Here is a 17,773-nt window from a genome sequence, read left to right as displayed (position 1 = left end):
GCTTGAGCTATCTCAGTGCCTAGAATAAGCAATTTCGTTTAGTACAATTTATATAAAGGAACGGTTGTCGCTGTTCAGTAAATTGTAATCAACCCAGCTTTGCATGGCTTGAATTTACAAATACGGAACTTGAACGGGACATCTGGCGATTTGGAGGTAGTGACTGGCGTCTTGAGCCAGTACATTTATTCATTCTATTAAGCATTTTACTATGGAAATCGGCATAGATAGCTTCGCGTCGGCGATGTATGGCAGTAACTCATTAAGCAGCGTTGAGGCAATGGAGCAGTTACTGGAAAGAATTGCTTTTGCCGACGAAGTCGGCCTTGACGTGTTTGGCATTGGGGAACACCATAAAAAGGAATTTTTGGACTCGGCCACTGTCGTGATTTTAGCGGCAGCCGCAGCGCGTACCCAAAATATACGACTTACGAGCGCGGTAACCGTCTTGAGTGCCGCAGATCCCGTGCGGGTTTATCAAAGTTTTTCCACGCTGGACCTTATTTCTAAAGGAAGAGCGGAACTGGTGGTTGGCCGAGGTTCATCGGTAGAAGCGTTTCCATTATTTGGATTTAGCCTTTCTGATTATGATGCTTTATTTCAGGAGAAGCTGGAGTTGCTACTCAAGATTCGGGATGAGGAATTTATTAGCTGGTCGGGTAAATTCAGGCCAAAACTGGTGAACCAACCCGTTTACCCGCGGGCATTGCAGGAGAAGTTACCGGTTTGGCTGGGTGTAGGTGGCACACCAGAGTCCTTTATTCGGGCGGGTTCATTAGGTTTACCGCTTATGGTGGCGGTCATTGGTGGAGAAACACACCGATTTCGGCCTTTAATTGACTTATATCGGAGAGCGGGTGCCATTGCCGGATATTTGCCCGAACAGTTAAAAGTAGGGTTGCATTCACCAGGCTACGTTGGAGATACGGATGATAAGGCTGTAGCCGACTACTATCCGGGTTATGCCGAATTATGGACAAAATTAGGCAGGGAACGCGGCTGGCCGCCTGTAACAAGACCGCAATTCGACGGTCTAATTTCAGCTACGGGCGTATTGGTTGTTGGTGGCCCTGAGCGAGTTGCTGAAAAGCTCCTTCGCCATAGCGAAGCACTTGGTGGAGTCGATCGATTTACCTTTCAGATGGATAACGCCGGGCTAACTCACTCTCAATTGATGAGATCTATTGAACTGATTGGCACAAAGGTTATTCCTCTGCTAAAAGCTAAAAATTGATTGAGATAAGCTATCAAATCATCAAAAGCTCATATCTGTTGGACGTCTGGCGCTACAGACGTCCACGAGTTTTAAAAATGAACCTGTTTAAACTTTTGATACGTAGCAAACTTTGCCATTTTTTCGAAAGTCTAATCAGGAATATATTGATCTTTCGAGATCCACCGCCACTTTCTCTCACTCTGAATACGAGATAAACTAGAGCTTCTGACGGGCCAACTAAGTCAATTTCCCTGGAGCAAATCAAATCACACAAAGGTCTGGTAAATTACGCCAATGTTAACGAAATGGACTAGGTAAACGTTATGTTTGTAATTAAACCTATTGACAGACGTAAACAACATGGCCAAGCTTGCAAAACCACCCGGTCAGCGATTAGTGAAACGGATGAGTACCCGCACAAAGGGACTCATTATAGCCCCATTGGGCTTGCTGATTTTTAGCGTGGGATTGTGGGTTCTAAATGAAGCCTCTTTTATAAAGCATTCAGGCGCCCCCTTTCGACAATGGTTTTTATGGGTTATCTATAGCCTGATTCTGGTTAATGGCGGGATGCTTCTGTTTGGTCAGGCGGTTCGCTACCGCGTACAGCTGGATTATCGTCGGTTTGTTCGCCGGGAGCTCAAGAAGCGCGATCAGGACTGGCGTCGAATGCTACAAAAACGAAAAGCCTCAACCAAAGGTGAGGCTTAACAGAGCATTGAACCAACCGGTCCAATCAATTATTTAGCGGCTTTCTTCTCAGCAAACGAAGCTTTAATGGCTTCTACATCTACATTCTTGATGGTTGGTTTGCGCAGCAATTGCTTGATTGCGGCCGTTTTGTTATTAGCGACGGCCCGGTTCCGGCGAGCTTTGCGCTTTAATTCTGTTACTGCCATGAGTATATCTTATTAACGTATCGATTCGATTTTGGTCCGCAAAAGTAGCGTTTTTTCATGACAAAGTAAATGCAACAGCCTTCTTTTCTTATCAGCTTCGTATTTTTGCACCATGCAAAAACCGAATTTGCCGAAAGGCACCCGTGATTTCGGGCCGGAGCAAATGCGCAAACGGCTCTTTATTTTCGATATCATTCGCCAGACATTCAAGCGGTTTGGTTTTCAACCCCTCGAAACACCATCGATGGAAAACCTCACTACGTTGACAGGAAAATACGGTGATGAAGGGGACCAGCTTCTATTTAAAATCCTGAACTCTGGTGATTTTGCCGCCAGTTTGACCGAACTTGATCTGGCGACTGGTTCCAAAAAATTAACGCCAAAAATCTCCGAAAAAGGGTTGCGTTATGACCTAACCGTGCCTTTTGCGCGCTACGTGGTGATGAATCGTAATGCGCTCACGATGCCCTTTAAGCGTTACCAGATGCAACCCGTCTGGCGCGCCGACCGACCGCAAAAAGGTCGTTATCGTGAGTTCTATCAGTGCGACGCCGACGTAGTAGGCACTGATTCGCTCGTGTGCGAAGCTGAAATCGTACTGATGATTCACGAAGTATTCCGTAATCTGGGCATTCAGGATTTTACGCTGAAAATAAACAATCGAAAGATTTTGGCAGGTATTGCCGAACGTATTGGCGTGCCGGGGCAGGAAAGCACGTTGAGCGTTGCGATTGACAAGCTTGATAAAATTGGCCAGGACAACGTATTAAATGAATTACGGGAACGCGGTTTTTCTGATGATACAATTACTCAGCTTATCCCCCTATTTTCATTCACACAGTCCGGTAAGGAAGATGTATTGAACGCATTACAGCAATGGCTTACTGGCTCGTCCACAGCCCAGCAAGGTATCAAGGAACTGCAAGAAACGCTGCAACTTGTCAAACAATACGGTTTAACCGAAAGCCGTGTAGAGATTGACCCAACGCTAGCGCGGGGACTCTCCTACTACACCGGCGCTATTTTTGAAGTGAAAGCCAACGGCGTGAGTATTGGTAGCGTAAGTGGAGGTGGCCGCTATGACAACCTGACGGGCGCCTTTGGCATGCCCGGTTTGTCTGGAGTAGGGATCTCGTTTGGTGTCGACCGGATTTATGACGTAATGGACGAACTGAATCTGTTTCCTGCCGGAGCCGGACAAGGTACGCAGGTACTCATCATTCCTTTCGACGCTGAAGCACGTAGCGTCGCCTTGCCGGTACTGAATCAGTTACGTAGTGCCGACATTACTGCCGAGATGTACCCAGATTTGGCGAAGGTGAAAAAGATGCTCGATTACGCCAACGCGAAAGAAATTCCGTTTGTGGTACTTATTGGTTCCGAAGAAGTTCAGACGGGTCAATTGTCTGTTAAAAACATGCTGACTGGCGAACAGCAGAAAATGAGTGCTGATAACGTAGCATCTTTTGTAAGCGGAAATCAACATTGATTCTTAATAAATGGCTGTTGAGTTCTCTTAACAGCCATTTATTAAGAATCTGCGCTCTGAGCCAGTAAAGCAGTCTGATACTGTGGGTCGCCCAGGAGCGCTACGTCGCCGATCACAATAATGGCTGGATTATCGATGCCTTGCTGGTTAACATGCTCCACAATCGTATCGACGCGCCCAAAAACAGTACGTTGCTCCGGTAACGTACCGTTCTGAATAATAGCGACCGGCGTTTCCTGTTTACCGCAATCGGCAAAAACAGCCATAATCTGAGGTAGTTTGTGCATCCCCATGAGTACCACTACTGTAGCCGACGATTGAGCTGCCAATTGCAGATCTTTAGAAAATTGACCGGCTTTGGTAGTGCCGGTTACCACCCAGAAACTTTCCGAAATGCCACGTGTCGTCAGCGGAATAGAAGCCGAAGCCGGAACAGCATAACTACTTGACAATCCCGGTACTACGTCTGTTTGTATACCATGCTGACGGGCATATTCTATTTCTTCATAGCCACGACCAAACACAAATGAGTCGCCCCCTTTCAGTCGTACTACGTGTCCGTATTGTTGCGCGTAATGTACAATTAACGGGTTGATATCTTCCTGTACGCAGGAGTAAGCGCCCCGACGTTTACCTACGTATACCTGCAAGGCATCGGGACGACAATAGTTCAGTAAATCAGGATGAACGAGCGCATCGTACATGACCACATCAGCCTGTTGCAGCGCCCGGATTCCTTTAACGGTTATGAGGTCAGGGTCACCAGGCCCCGCTCCTACGAGAGTAAGCTTCATATTTAAAGAGTGAAAGAGCGAAAGAACGAAAGAGTGTGGTCCGGCTTTCCGGCTGACGTGACCATATCGCCATTCACTCTTTCGCCCTTTCGCTCTTTGGTTTAACTATCCTTGGCCTGCACCAACTCCCGGAGTTCGGGCGCGCCTTCCAGTAAAATCTGGGTTTCGCGATAGGCTTGAACCGCTTGAAGGAACCCTTCGGCTTCTGCCATAAACCGGCGAGCAAAGTCCTCAGAAGCCTCCTGCTTGTTAATGCTGAAAACTAAGGTTTTAAAGTCGCCTTCGTTCTGGTGAAAATCGGTTTCACCAACAAAGTTTTTGTCAAAATCGCTGACAATACCGTGTTGCGTATTAGTCGGTACGTCCCGGCTCATCAATGCGGCCCTGGCACCTGTAATGAACACATTGTACGAATGATAAAGCGCATCAGACCAGCGACTTTCCGCGAACGCTTCCCGTGCCCAGCCGAGCTTATCGGCGGCCTCGGTCAACGTAGTGGCAACGAGGTCAATCAATACGCTGGCGCATTCGCCGATGCCCACTTCCGTAACGTATTGTTCAGTATGATCCCAATCAATATAATCGCTATCGACAAGGGTTTTCAGATCGGCTAGAGGCTTCAGAAGCTGGTAAAAATAGTTTTTTCCCTGCCGAGCGTAGTAATCGCTGTAGTATTCGCCGTCGAAAGCATTCGCTTCGAAATCACGTAGCAGAAAACGTAGTGAATCTGGTCCGCGTTTAGCCGGAATTTTGATCACTTTATCCGCAATCAAGCCTTCGCCTTTTCCGTTGAAACCGCCACCCAACAATACCTGCAACGCCGGTAATACGTAAGCACCGTTCTTCAGCGACGAACCATGATAGCCAATATTTGCCACTGAGTGCTGTCCGCAGCCGTTCATGCAACCCGAAATCTTAATTTTAATATCGTCGTTGAAGACCAGATCAGGAAATTCATCGGCCATCATTTTCTCTAAAGCACGGGTAATACCGTAGCTGCTCGAAATAGCCAGATTACACGTATCAGTACCGGGGCAGGTTGTAATATCGGCTGTTGTATCGAAACCGGGTTCGGCTAGTCCTAACGTATCGAGTGCCTCGTAAACGGCTGTCAAATCACTGGGTTTGACGTAACGTAGCAAATAGCCTTGGTTCACCGTTACCCGAATATCATCGGCAGCGTACTGCTTGACGATATGGGCCAGAGCCCGCGCCGTATCTGAGTGCATATCACCCAGTAACACACGCAGTTGTACAGCATACCAACCTTTTTGCTTTTGCTCAAATACGTTGGTACGGAACCATGCCTGTTGTTTTGCGCTCCAGCTTCCAGATTCTACACTTTTTTGCTCAGCCGGTTCTGCCGGTGTCCGAAATTTATAATCGACGGGCGACTCAGCCGGAACCTGAAACTCCTTTACCCGAAGCGCTGGCGTTTCTTCCTCGATCCGACGTAGCAATTCCTCCAGACCGATGTCGTTGAGTAGGTACTTCATACGGGCTTTGTGGCGTTTCTGCCGTTCGCCGTAGCGGTCAAATACCCGAATAACTCCTTCAATGAATGGAATGGTACGTTCCTCTTCCAGAAACTCGAAAGCTGTCTGCGCCGAAAAAGGCTGAGCACCAAGACCACCGCCGAGCATCACCTTAAAACCACGTTTGCCATCCTGAATGCGAGCGACCAACCCGACATCGTGCATGTAGCCGTAAGCCGAATCTTTCTCACTGGACGATAACGAAATTTTAAATTTCCGCCCCATATCCTGACAAATCGGATTGCGCAGGAAATAGTCGAAAATACTATAGGCGTATGGCGTAATATCAAACGGTTCATCTGGATCGACGCCAGCCCGAGCCGAACCCGTTACGTTACGTACCGTGTTCCCACAGGCTTCTTTCAGCGTAATACCTGCATCTTCAAGCTCAGCCCAGAGTTGGGGCGAATCGGCCAGTTTTACGAAATGCAGTTGAATATCCTGCCGGGTCGTGGCGTGGAGATTACCTGTGGCGTATTTGTCCGACAAATCGGCAATGCGAATGAGCTGGTCGGCCGTGATACGTCCGTGAGGCAGCTTGATACGTATCATTTGCACCCCCGGTTGACGTTGGCCGTAAACACCCCGCGTCAGCCGAAACTTGCGGAATGCTTCATCGGCAATGTCGCCTTGCTGAAAAGAACTGATCTTCTGTTGTAAGTCCAGAATATCGCGTCGGGCGGCTGCGCTGACGTTGTCGGTCAATTGGATAGACATAGTGAGTATTGTCTATAGGATTAATCAACTATTATTTTAAAACGAAACGCCGGTTTCCTCCGGCGTCTTATAGTTGTACAAAGATAAATCCATTCAGAACGCATTAAGTTCAGAAATTGCCCAACTTCTGATTATGGTCGATAATGAATGGTTATGAAGTATAGAGTATTTCTACTACTTCGGCCTAACTACTATTATTTTACCAATACCGATTTGGCTATTCATTGGACTGTAGTTTGACCAACTCTATTTTGCTCCGAAGTTTACGTCTTGGCAGAATTCTGAACGCGTTACGCTACCGCAGACAGTCTACTGTTTATCAATAAATTAAGAACAGACTTATACTCCTTAATTTTATAAGACAACGTAACGTTTTAAGCAAGTACACAGTATAGTATACCCTAGAAAACATCGTTACGTTCTCCAGTCGAATGCCAGTCGGCGTCCATTTCCTGAAATCGCTGTAGAACCTTTTTCAGAAACGTTTCATCAAGTAGACTGGGCACGGCATCGGGCTGGAGCAAATCCATTTCATTAACTTTATATGTCTGCTCATACGGTCCGGCTTCAATTTTGACAATATATTTGCCGTTCCAGGCATACAGTCCAATCCGGAACTGAGGGTGAGGAATCTCCTGAACAAATCGCACGTTGAGAGTGATAAATGATGAAAAATACGTGATGAATGTTACTTCTGCCATTCAAAATTCTTCAGCAAAGATAGACAACTTGGTTCGCCAACTATCTTTCGCAATATTCATCATTCTTCATTCATCATTCTTCATTTTTTCTTGCACGTCCAGCACTGAAGAAGCGGCTCAATTTTTTCTTCGGGGTAATGTCCAGCTTCAGAAACGAGAGTATAAAGAAGCGATTCGTTTTTATACGGAAGCGCTGGCCAAAAAGCCCGACTTTGCCGATGCCTATAATAACCGGGGACTGGCCCGGTTCCGCAATGGAGATCGCGAAGGTGCGCTGGCCGATTATACACGGGCCATCCAGGCTGATCCCGATTTTGCAACGGCTTATCTGAATCGGGCGGAGGTTGAACTAGAGCTGGGTGAAGCCGCCGGAAGCCTGGCCGACCTGCAACGTATCGGCAAAACGTATCGCGACTCTACGTATTATCAGGCTCGACTGGGCGACGCTTATACTCAGCTCAATCGGCCTTCCGAAGCCAAAACCGCCTACGACCGCGCTTTGCAGCTACAGTCCGACAATGTCGATGCGCTGACAAACAGGGGCGCGTGGTATTTCCAGCAGAAAGATTATGCGAAAGCAAAGGCCGACATCCAGCGGGCACTGCAATTGAACCCTAAGCAAGACGCTGCTCTCAACAACCAAAGTTTGTTGCTGACGCAGTCCGGACGCTACGCTGAGGCACTGTCTTACGTTGACAAAGCCTTACAAACGCAGCCTCGGCAGCCATATTATTTGAACAACAAAGCTTACCTCCTGCTCAAGTTAAAACGTACCGCCGAGGCATTGCCGTTGCTACAGGAATCCCTGCAACTCGATACTCAGAATGGCTGGGCACACCGTACGCTGGGGCAATATTATTTGAGTCAGAATCAAACTGCGAAAGCTAAAAGTGAGTTTGATCAAGCTAAAAAACTGGGGGTGCCAACTGATGAACTGACTAAATAACTTATCTCATTAAGCGAATAACCGAAAGCTGTAAAGGTAAACAGGGCTTTATGCCTATCACCAATGCCAGCAATATGCCTTTTTGTTAAGTAACTTTTAATCCAATTCGTGACGGACAATTGAGATTTAATAAATCGGGTTTTTTATATTTCCGCTAAAATCATAATTCATAGCCGCGACGGTAAACCGTTCGTTAATCGGCAAATTATATGAAAACGTATTGGGGTATTGACCTGGGAGGCACCAAAATCGAAGGTATTGTCTTATCGGCTCCTTCTCCTGATGCCGTCCTGATTCGGAAACGTATTGATACAGAGGCCAAAGCTGGTTATGAACATATACTCAACCAGATCACAGGGTTAATCGATGTTCTCAAAGCCGAAACTGGTCAACAGCCCGAACGTATTGGTTTTAGTACGCCCGGTACGTTCGACCCTGCTCGGCAGGCCATGAAAAACTGCAACACAACAGTACTGAATGGCAAACCGATGAAACAGGACTTGAGCGAACGCCTTGGCCTTCCCGTTGAGATTGCCAACGATGCTAATTGCCTGGCTCTGGCCGAAGCGACTATGGGTATCGTTCCCGACGTAGTACCTGATTATCAAAGTGTCTTTGGTGTGATAATGGGTACTGGGGTTGGTGGCGGTATGGTGGTACGTAGTACATACGACAGCACCTACGGACATCCTTTTTTGCTGAACGGCCTACAGGGGCTTGGGGGCGAATGGGGCCATAACGTACTGGACGAAAAAGGGCACATTTGTTACTGCGGCAAAAAAGGTTGTGTAGAACAGGTTATTTCGGGCCCCGCTCTGCAACAGTATTATAAGCAACTTAGTGGCGAAGAACGTACCATGGAGGAGATTGCTGAGCGGTATCAGCAAGGAAACGATTTATTCGCCAGCCAAACCATTAACCGGCTGCTCGAATCATTTGGCAAAGCCATTTCGGTGATTATTAATGTACTTGATCCTGACGCAATTGTTATTGGCGGAGGACTTGGCAACATCGATTTGCTCTACACCGAAGGGGCCGAACGCGCCCGAAAATATGTCTTCAACAGTGGCGAAATGAACACTCGTTTCCTGAAACCCAAACTCGGCGACAGCGCCGGCATTTTCGGAGCCGCCATGCTGTAAGATATTGGGCATAGGGTTAATTACTCAACCAACACTATGCCCAACCCCCATGCCCTCTGCTATTACGCAAACAATTCGGGTTTCTTACTCAATTCAGGATAGTCAGACGGTTTTAGTACCTCCGCTACGTCATTTGGCTCCGTTCGGGACGTAATACGCTTGCTGATGCTGTAGCTATGCAATTTATTAACAGGGTATTGGTGATTTACTAAAGCCAGTGCATCTTTTTCGCTCAAGTCGTCGTGTAGCCAAGCCTGTTCGGCTTTTGCCGTAAGCAGGCAGGGCATCCGCTTTTTTGAATTATGAATGGCCGCCAGCAGTGAATTGGCTTCGGTTGTCAGCAACGTGTATGTTTTAATTAATTCCCCCGTTTCAGGGTCCGGCCATTCATCCCAGAGTCCAGCGATGGATGTGATTTTCTGGTCGGTGGTGTTGATGTAGAACGGGAATTTCTTGCTTCCAATCGTGTGCCATTCGTAGAAGCCCGTCACCGGTATGACACACCGTTTCCCCGACTGTGCGGCTCCCCGAAACGATGGTTTTTCGTAGATAGTTTCGGCGCGGGCATTGATGGTTCTCGCCCGAATTTCATTGGCGGCATCCTGGCTTTTCGTCCAGTTCGGAATCAGCCCCCAACGTATCATTTGCAACTTGTCCGGCTCCTGATGCGTCACTATAGGCCAGGCCGGAAATGTGTAGGCATTGGCATGATAAACGGGCTGAAAACTAGCCGCTTCCGGAAACTCCGCATCGTAGCGCTTTTCCAGTTCGTCAGCGTTGACATTAAGGGATTTGTGATAACACATAGGGCAGCAAAGCAAGTCGTTCGACTGCTGATTGGTCTACTTATTTAACCCATAAATGTCCGCTCTGGTTTATCTATTTTGAGGTAATTCATCCAGCTCATCTACTTGCGCCAGCAACTCATCCAGGTATGGATCTTTGAACATTCCAGCCAGCGACGCCAGCCCAATTGAAAGGGCTGTAATGGCAATCGGAATACCCACAATCAACCCGGTATACAACCATCCGTTGCTGGCAAATCGACGTACTATAGTTGGCAGCATAATCATCGACCCCGCCAGCATGGCCAGTATCCAGACCCACCTCATAAGGGTTGTATGGCGTATACGTAGCGCAATTAACGTAATAATCGCCTGCCGCAAATCGTGCGTCGGCAACGTAGTACGACGCAACGTAGCGAGGTGCTTCATCAAAAAATAAAACCCCGTAGCCGCAATCAGAACGTAGCATCCAGCCGGAACGTAGTGGACAACCTCTGTGTAATCGAATGCATTTCCCACAATAACGGCGATAAAAAACCAGGTGAGCACGAACAGAATCGCCCCCGGCAAACGTATCTCCTGAATCATTTTGTCAAGTGTGCTCCGCGACCGATTTCGCTGAACTATAGCTAGTATATGCTGCGTTGACCGCTGGTTTGCGTCAAGTTTCTGTTCGTAATTTTTCCAGTTAGCTTTAAACTCATCTAAATTCAGTTCCATGTTCATGCTAGTTATGCGTTGGTCGATGCGACAATACGTTTCAGTTTTCCTTTAATCCGATTCAGTTTCACGCCTACATTTGATGGAGAAATGCCCATGATTCGCGCAATTTCTTCATACGAATTATCATCAACGTAGAGAAAGACAATCGCTTTTTCAATCGGCGACAAATGCTCGACAGCCGCGTAAAACTGCTCGATACGTTCGTCCTGATCCGACGTAGCAGTTGCCTGTATTTTTGTCAAAAAATCATCTTCCAGTTTAACGGAAGTAATACGTCGCCCTTCCCGACGATAGAGTGAAATCGCAGTATTCAGGGCAATTCGATACATCCAGGTACTGACCTGCGATTCCCGTCGATACGTTGGGAACGCGCGCCACAGTTGCAAAATAATTTCCTGATACAAATCTTTACGGTCTTCCTCATCCCGGCCGTAGAGCCGACAAACTTTGTGCAGAATTCGGGGATACGTATTGATAAACTGGACAAATTCGATTTCCATTACTGATTGTCTTTGCCCGTTAGTCGTTGGCCTGAACAAAAAACTTACAACGCTTTTCGGAAAATTTAGCGCAACCCGTTTAAGCGTTTCTGGTAAACAAAATCCGCTACGTATTCGTCAATATAACGTAGCAACGATACGTTCATGGCCATTAACAACCGCGCTTTCAACTACGACCTCGACTATCGTCACCTGGACCTGCGCGAACAACCAGAACTTTACCGCGTAGGAAAAGGTGAGATGGGTGTTCTGCTTGTGCGTCCGTACAAAGACGAAATCCTGCCCCACTGGCGCTTCAAGACGCCTGAGATTGCCCGCGAATCGTCGGAGAAAATCTTTCAACTGTTTCTCGATTATAAAGAAAAAGGCGATTTCATTGGCATGGACATGGCCCGGAAATTCCTGCAAATGGGCTATACCCGGTCCCGTCGATACGCCAATCACCGCACGGGCAAAAAATACGATGGTCCCGTTCCTGATGATAAAAAAGGCCAGTCGGGCGCGCACGGACGTGATCAGTTGCCGCGCGAAGAAGACCCCGTAAAAGCAGAATCGGCCCGGATTTTTTACGGCAAGTATCTGGAAGCGCGAGAAGATGCTACGTACAAACAACTTAAAAAGGAATGGCAGGAGAAATACGGGTAGTTTGCTAATCTTTGCGCTACTTTGCGCTACGGTTTCAAGGAGTGGAAGAGTGAATGAGCGAAAGAGCGAATGTTCTGCGCCAACTCTTTCGCTCATTTACTCTTTCGCTCTTTCATTCTTTTATTCATGCAACTCCTTGACGGTAAACTCCTTTCTTCTCAAATCAAACAGGAAATTGCGGCTGAAGTCGCGGAAATACGTGAACAGGGCGGAAAAATTCCGCATCTGGTCGCCATTCTGGTCGGCAACAACGGGGCGTCAGAAACGTACGTAGCGTCGAAAATGAAGAACTGCGAGGAAGTGGGTATGCACTCCACCCTGATCCGGTTCGATACGTCGGTTACAGAAGATGAACTACTGGCCAAAGTGCGAGAAGTGAACGACAACCCCGATATGGATGGTTTGATTGTGCAGCTTCCTCTCCCCGCCCACATCAACCCCGACCGGGTAATGGAAACCATCAATCCAGCCAAAGACGTCGACGGTTTTCACCCCATTAATATTGGCCGGATGGCCAAAGGATTACCTGCTTACGTATCGGCGACTCCACAGGGCGTTCTCGACATGCTGAAACGGTATGGCATCGAAACGTCGGGTAAACACTGCGTGGTGGTTGGCCGCAGTCAGATCGTTGGGTTGCCCATGTCGATTCTTATGCAGCGCAATACGTATCCAGGCAACTGCACCGTTACGCTCACGCACAGCCGCACCCAAAACCTGGCCGAAATCTGCCGAACAGCCGACATTCTGGTAGCCGCTTTAGGCAAGCCGGAGTTCGTAACCGCCGACATGGTGAAAGAAGGTGCCGTAGTCATTGATGTAGGCCTGGAGCGGGTGCCAGACGCTACCAAAAAAAGCGGGTTCGCGCTCAAAGGTGACGTAAAATTTAGTGAAGTAGCTCCCAAAACCAGCTTTATTACGCCCGTTCCGGGTGGCGTTGGCCTGATGACAATTTGCTCGCTGATGCAGAATACGCTGAAGGCCGCGCGGGGTGAGGTGTATGGTGTTCACCATGATTGAAGCCATACAGCACAACGTTTAGCTTTATCAACAAGTAAACCTAAAGGGGCGATTGAGTTCACAGTTTTAATTAGGCGTTGATGGCGTGATGTTAACTTTTTTCCCGGCTTCAGCCTTATCGCCATCAACGTCTAATCGTTTTACAAGCATGGGCAAACTCAGCCCCTGCGCCACTAACGTAATCAGAACTGTTACGACAGCGATAAAAATAATGGTGTCACGCTGGGGAAATTCTTTTCCGTTGGTCATTAAAGGAAGGGCGAGAGCGGTAGCCAGTGAAACAATTCCTCGCATACCGGACCAACTGATAATCAGGCAATTTTTCCAGTCTAGCTGCGCATCTTCCAGCCATACCATTCGCTTCATTTGGGTAGGAGTCAACTGCTGAGTCTGGAATTGAAGAAAAGTGCGCTCCAGGTTAACTTTCTGAAGAAACACACGCGCCATCCGAATAACCAGGGCCAGTACACAAATCAGAAAGCTGTAGCCAATCAGTGGCAAAATTTCCTGTTTGTCAATACGTTCCAGCACAAAAGGCAACTCAAGGCCAATAAGTACGAACACTAATCCATTCAGAATAAAAACAATTATTTCCCATATCGCTTTGGATTGGGCTTTTGTCCCATCAGGAAAAAGTTTGGCCTTAAATTGAGACGTCAACAGGCCCAAGGTTACAACGGCGATAACACCCGATACGTGCACTTCTTCGGCCAATGAATACGCAATAAACGGCATCAGCAACGTAAGACTGATCGCCACCAGATTATTTCGGGGAATTCGTCTCAACACGAAACCGACAACTTTTGCCAGTAGCATTCCCACCAAAATTCCTCCTCCTATCAGGCCAAGAAACTGCAACCCTGCTTTCCAGAAAATAAATGACGTACCAGCCACAGCCGCCACCGAAAAATTGTAGGCAATAAGTCCAGAAGCATCATTGATGAGGCTTTCGCCTTCCAGAATGGTCAGGGTTTTGTGCGATAATCCCAGCCCTTTGGTGATACTCATAGCGGCCACAGCGTCGGTGGCCGACAAAATTGACCCAAGTACAAAAGCCAGCGACCAGGTCATGCCCGGAATTAAAAAATAAGCCAGCACGGCAATGGCAACCGTCGTAATAAAGACCAGTGCGAATGCCAGCCCAGAAATCGTACTCATGTTGGTACGGAATTCGGTCATTGAAATATTATAGGCGGCATCGTAGAGCAGGGGCGGCAGAAAAATCAGAAAAACAATCTCAGGATCCAGCTCAATTTTGGGTGTTCCCGGAATAAAACCTACGGCAATTCCGGCCGTTACCATCAGGATCGGATAGGGCAGTTTGATTTTATCGGCCACCGCCGATAAGCCAATCATGACGGCCAGCAAAAACAAAACGATGCTGTAATTTTCCATAAGACGCCTAACCATTTTTTAAACTACATCCCTCACCTGACGAACGTAACAAGGAAAAATCAGTGCAAAAATGACAGTTTGTTCGTAATCTATGGTAAGATGTATGCAGATAAACGGCGATTACGAACGTAGTAGTAACGCGTTGAGCGATCTTACCTTAACAAACTTTAACAGGACGTACTGGGGCGTTTGGGCTTCTTTTTACGTAATTTTGGCACGGTCTGTTTTGGCTGCTACTTACACAAAAGCACTACGTTAATTTTTTATTGTATGCAATCATTTAAACGCCTGAATACCATTGGGGGCTGGGTTGTTTTCGTCATCGCGCTGTTTACGTATGCAAGCACCGTTGAGCGAACCGCCAGTTTCTGGGACTGTGGCGAGTTCATTGCGTGTTCGTTTAAATTACAAGTTCCTCACCCACCCGGCGCTCCTTTTTTCCTTTTGTTAGGCCGTATTTTCTCGATGTTTTCGTTTGGCGATCTGACCAACGTAGCGTATTGGGTGAATATGGGCTCGGTGCTGGCGAGTGCGTTTACCATCGCTTTTCTGTTCTGGACCATCACGATGCTGGCGCAGAAGCTGTTAGGAAAGTCAGAAAGTGAATACAACTTCGGCGATACGTTGCTGCTTCTGGGCACGAGTGCCGTGGGCGCGCTGGCTTACACATTCTCCGATACGTTCTGGTTTTCGGCCGTCGAAGCGGAAGTATATGGGATGTCGTCGTTTTTTACAGCGATTGTCGTATGGGCGGCCTTCAAATGGGAACGTATCGACGACGAAGCTGCTGCTAACCGCTGGCTCATTTTAATTGCTTACCTGACAGGCATTTCTATTGGCGTTCACTTGCTCAACCTTGTTACGTTGCCTGCACTGGCCCTGATTTATTACTTCAAAAAACAACCGAAACCAACTTTTTGGGGTGGCGTAATTGCTGCTGGTATTGGGTTGGTTATCCTGGCGATCATCAACGCCGGAATTATTCCGGGATTACCGGGCATGGCCTTTGTCGTTGAACGGTTCTTCGTTAATACCTTGGGGATGCCTTTCAACACAGGCGTAATTATTTTTACTGTTGTTTTTCTGGGGGCCATTGCTTACGGAATTATCTGGTCAACACGTGGCAAGCGGGTTGTCTGGAATACGGCTCTGCTTTCGTTAGCGTTCGTATTGATCGGGTATGCGTCATACATGCAGGTACTGGTACGTGCCGATTTTAATCCGCCAATCAACGAAAACGACCCGAGCGATGCGCTGAACTTCCTGTCGTATCTGCGTCGGGAACAATACGGCAGTCGTTCACTACTTTATGGTCCCGTTTTCACCTCTCGCCCAATCGACCAGAAACAGGGAGCGGCTATCTGGAAAAAAGAAGGTAACAAATACGTAGTGTTCGATCATCAGCCAGAATACGTCTATGCACCGGGCGATGAGATGCTATTCCCGCGTGTATACAGCAGCCAGCAGAATCACCCGGCGCTGTACCGGCAGATGCTGGGGCTGGCGGAAGGACAAAAACCAACGATGGGCGACAACCTGAAGTTTTTGTTCAGTTACCAGTTGGGGCACATGTGGTGGCGTTACCTGATGTGGAACTTTGCCGGTCGTGAGAGCGATGAAGAAGGTGCAGGTTACCTCCTTCCCTGGTCGTCGGACAGCGGAGCTCCGGATCTGCTTAAGAATAATAAAGCCCGCGACAATTTCTACATGTTGCCTTTTGCGCTGGGATTGTTTGGTATCGCGTTCCAGTACTTCCGTCGTCGGCGCGACTTCCTGATTGTGGGGCTGCTGTTTTTGTTTACCGGTATCGCGCTGCAAGTCTTCCTGAATTCGCCCCCATCGGAACCACGTGAACGGGATTATATCTACGTAGGGTCGTTCTATTTCTTCGCCATCTGGCTCGGACTTGGCGTAATGGCGTTGGCCGAAGGGCTGCGAAACTCGCTCAAATCCGACGTAGCACGTAACGGTCTGGTTGCCGGGCTCTGTCTACTGGTGCCGGTGATGATGGGCGCGAAAAGCTGGGACAACCACAACCGCGATAACCGCTATCAATCCGTCGATTTTGCGAAGAATTTGTTAAACTCCTGCGCACCCAACGCCGTACTGTTTACCGGTGGCGACAATGATACGTTCCCACTCTGGTACGTTCAGGAGGTAGAAGGTTTCCGGCGCGATGTCCGCGTGTGCAATTTAAGTCTGCTGGGTACGGAGTGGTATATTCAGCAGATGAAACGCAAAACGTACGAGTCAGATGCGCTGCCGATTTCGCTGGAATTCGACAACTTCAATAAAGGCAAAAACGATATTGTGCCATTCTATGAGGTAGCTGGTGTAAAAGATGGAATCGATCTTAAACAGTACATCAACCTGATTAAGACGAACAATCCGGCGGTGCAGGTACCGCTTACCAGTGGCGATATGACCAGTATTCTGCCCTCGTCGGTGCTGTTCCTGCCCATCGATAAAGCATCGGTCGATAAGGCGAATTTTGTGCCATCCATGCTACGTCCGTTGATGAAAGATACGCTGCAGTGGACTATCGGAAAGAAAGACCTCTATAAGCCTGATCTGATTATGCTCGACATCATTGCCACCAATAACTGGCAGCGCCCGATCTATTTCTCGAGTACGTTAGCGAGCGATAATTACCTGAGTTTGAAGAACTACATGCAGTTAGAAGGTTATGCGTATCGGCTGATGCCGGTGGCCGTTCCCGGAGCTACCGATGGCTACGTTAATTCGGACATTATGTACACGAACATGACGAAGAAAACGTTCTGGCGCGAATTCGATAACCCGAATGTGTATTACGACGAAACCTACAAAGGCCCACCCGTGATTTCTGCCCGTATCGCGTTCTTCCGCTTAGCCGACCAGCTTATCCGCGAAGGCAACAAGGCTAAGGCGCTTGAGGTGCTCAATTATTCGCTGAAAGTTATACCCGACAAGAGCATTCCGTATGACCAGATTTCGTCGAACTACGTCCGGTTCCTGTTTGAGGTAGGCGACACCAAGAAAGCGCTCGAAATTGCCGACACAATGGCGGCCCGCGCCGACCAGAATCTGACTTACGATAAGAGCGGCAACGGCAACCGCTTTGGTAGCCCCGACTCCGATTTGTATATTCTGCAAACGATCGTTGAAGCCTGTAAGGAAGCCAAACAGACGGCTGCCGCCAGCAAATACGACGCCATTTTCCAAAAGCATATTAATGCATTTGGCTAAAAATCAAGAAGTTAAAAGGTTATAGGGTTATAAAGTTG

At 47.9% G+C, this 17,773-nt stretch carries 16 protein-coding genes; 8 read left to right on the top strand and 8 right to left on the bottom strand.

Annotation, left to right across the window (positions count from 1 at the left end; genetic code table 11):
- The first annotated feature begins 211 nt into the window (after positions 1 to 211).
- Both ACYVF1_RS09210 and ACYVF1_RS09205 read left to right on the top strand, forming a co-directional pair.
- A complete protein-coding gene (locus ACYVF1_RS09210; RefSeq protein ID WP_461077904.1) occupies positions 212 to 1,234 on the top strand; it encodes an LLM class flavin-dependent oxidoreductase in 1,023 nt (340 codons plus the stop codon).
- 342 nt (positions 1,235 to 1,576) lie between these two features.
- The gene (locus tag ACYVF1_RS09205) at positions 1,577 to 1,927 is read left to right on the top strand and encodes a hypothetical protein (RefSeq protein ID WP_461077902.1); all 351 of its coding nucleotides are present in this window, start codon (positions 1,577 to 1,579) and stop codon (positions 1,925 to 1,927) included.
- Between the two features lie 29 nt (positions 1,928 to 1,956).
- Here the strand turns inward: ACYVF1_RS09205 and ACYVF1_RS09200 are convergent, their stop codons facing one another.
- The gene (locus ACYVF1_RS09200; RefSeq protein ID WP_461077900.1) at positions 1,957 to 2,115 is read right to left on the bottom strand and encodes a hypothetical protein; all 159 of its coding nucleotides are present in this window, start codon (positions 2,113 to 2,115) and stop codon (positions 1,957 to 1,959) included.
- 112 nt (positions 2,116 to 2,227) lie between these two features.
- Here ACYVF1_RS09200 and hisS point away from each other — a divergent pair, with 112 nt between their 5' ends.
- A complete protein-coding gene (hisS, locus tag ACYVF1_RS09195) occupies positions 2,228 to 3,604 on the top strand; it encodes a histidine--tRNA ligase (RefSeq protein ID WP_461077898.1) in 1,377 nt (458 codons plus the stop codon).
- Positions 3,605 to 3,645: 41 nt separating this feature from the next.
- On the opposite strand, the gene cobA is transcribed toward hisS, so the two are convergent.
- The 3 genes from cobA to ACYVF1_RS09180 all read right to left on the bottom strand — a co-directional run bounded on the left by cobA (position 3,646) and on the right by ACYVF1_RS09180 (position 7,300).
- Positions 3,646 to 4,398 carry a uroporphyrinogen-III C-methyltransferase gene (gene cobA / locus ACYVF1_RS09190; protein ID WP_461077896.1) on the bottom strand — a complete coding sequence of 251 codons (753 nt, stop codon included), beginning with the start codon at positions 4,396 to 4,398 and terminating at the stop codon, positions 3,646 to 3,648.
- Between the two features lie 101 nt (positions 4,399 to 4,499).
- Positions 4,500 to 6,650, bottom strand: coding sequence for a nitrite reductase (locus tag ACYVF1_RS09185; RefSeq protein WP_461077894.1), 2,151 nt, complete (start codon positions 6,648 to 6,650; stop codon positions 4,500 to 4,502).
- Between the two features lie 401 nt (positions 6,651 to 7,051).
- The gene (locus tag ACYVF1_RS09180; protein ID WP_461080706.1) at positions 7,052 to 7,300 is read right to left on the bottom strand and encodes a hypothetical protein; all 249 of its coding nucleotides are present in this window, start codon (positions 7,298 to 7,300) and stop codon (positions 7,052 to 7,054) included.
- Positions 7,301 to 7,379: 79 nt separating this feature from the next.
- Here ACYVF1_RS09180 and ACYVF1_RS09175 point away from each other — a divergent pair, with 79 nt between their 5' ends.
- Positions 7,380 to 8,297 (top strand): tetratricopeptide repeat protein, encoded by a 918-nt coding sequence (locus ACYVF1_RS09175; protein ID WP_461077892.1) that lies wholly within the window; start codon positions 7,380 to 7,382, stop codon positions 8,295 to 8,297.
- Positions 8,298 to 8,506: 209 nt separating this feature from the next.
- Positions 8,507 to 9,439: an ROK family protein gene (locus tag ACYVF1_RS09170; RefSeq protein WP_461077890.1), complete on the top strand. Its 933-nt coding sequence runs from the start codon at positions 8,507 to 8,509 to the stop codon at positions 9,437 to 9,439.
- Positions 9,440 to 9,501: 62 nt separating this feature from the next.
- Here the strand turns inward: ACYVF1_RS09170 and ACYVF1_RS09165 are convergent, their stop codons facing one another.
- From ACYVF1_RS09165 to ACYVF1_RS09155, 3 genes are all read right to left on the bottom strand, one after another.
- Positions 9,502 to 10,245, bottom strand: coding sequence for an SOS response-associated peptidase (locus tag ACYVF1_RS09165; protein WP_461077888.1), 744 nt, complete (start codon positions 10,243 to 10,245; stop codon positions 9,502 to 9,504).
- Positions 10,246 to 10,314: 69 nt separating this feature from the next.
- Positions 10,315 to 10,944 carry a hypothetical protein gene (locus ACYVF1_RS09160; RefSeq protein ID WP_461077886.1) on the bottom strand — a complete coding sequence of 210 codons (630 nt, stop codon included), beginning with the start codon at positions 10,942 to 10,944 and terminating at the stop codon, positions 10,315 to 10,317.
- Between the two features lie 11 nt (positions 10,945 to 10,955).
- A complete protein-coding gene (locus tag ACYVF1_RS09155; protein ID WP_461077884.1) occupies positions 10,956 to 11,447 on the bottom strand; it encodes an RNA polymerase sigma factor in 492 nt (163 codons plus the stop codon).
- A 144-nt stretch (positions 11,448 to 11,591) separates the two neighbouring features.
- Here ACYVF1_RS09155 and ACYVF1_RS09150 point away from each other — a divergent pair, with 144 nt between their 5' ends.
- Positions 11,592 to 12,092 (top strand): DUF4385 domain-containing protein, encoded by a 501-nt coding sequence (locus ACYVF1_RS09150; protein ID WP_461077882.1) that lies wholly within the window; start codon positions 11,592 to 11,594, stop codon positions 12,090 to 12,092.
- Positions 12,093 to 12,218: 126 nt separating this feature from the next.
- Entirely contained in the window at positions 12,219 to 13,112 is an 894-nt protein-coding gene (locus tag ACYVF1_RS09145; protein ID WP_461077880.1) for a bifunctional 5,10-methylenetetrahydrofolate dehydrogenase/5,10-methenyltetrahydrofolate cyclohydrolase, read from the top strand.
- A gap of 66 nt (positions 13,113 to 13,178) precedes the next feature.
- Here ACYVF1_RS09145 and ACYVF1_RS09140 read toward each other — a convergent pair whose 3' ends face one another.
- Positions 13,179 to 14,507: a Na+/H+ antiporter gene (locus tag ACYVF1_RS09140; protein WP_461077878.1), complete on the bottom strand. Its 1,329-nt coding sequence runs from the start codon at positions 14,505 to 14,507 to the stop codon at positions 13,179 to 13,181.
- A 270-nt stretch (positions 14,508 to 14,777) separates the two neighbouring features.
- On the opposite strand from ACYVF1_RS09140, the gene ACYVF1_RS09135 reads away from it, so the two are divergent.
- Positions 14,778 to 17,735 carry a glycosyltransferase family 117 protein gene (locus tag ACYVF1_RS09135; protein ID WP_461077876.1) on the top strand — a complete coding sequence of 986 codons (2,958 nt, stop codon included), beginning with the start codon at positions 14,778 to 14,780 and terminating at the stop codon, positions 17,733 to 17,735.
- Positions 17,736 to 17,773: the final 38 nt, after the last annotated feature.

The sequence above is a fragment of the Spirosoma flavus genome (assembly GCF_054778555.1).
Note: the sequence above shows the minus strand (reverse complement) of the source record. Positions and strands in the feature narration are given on the sequence as shown.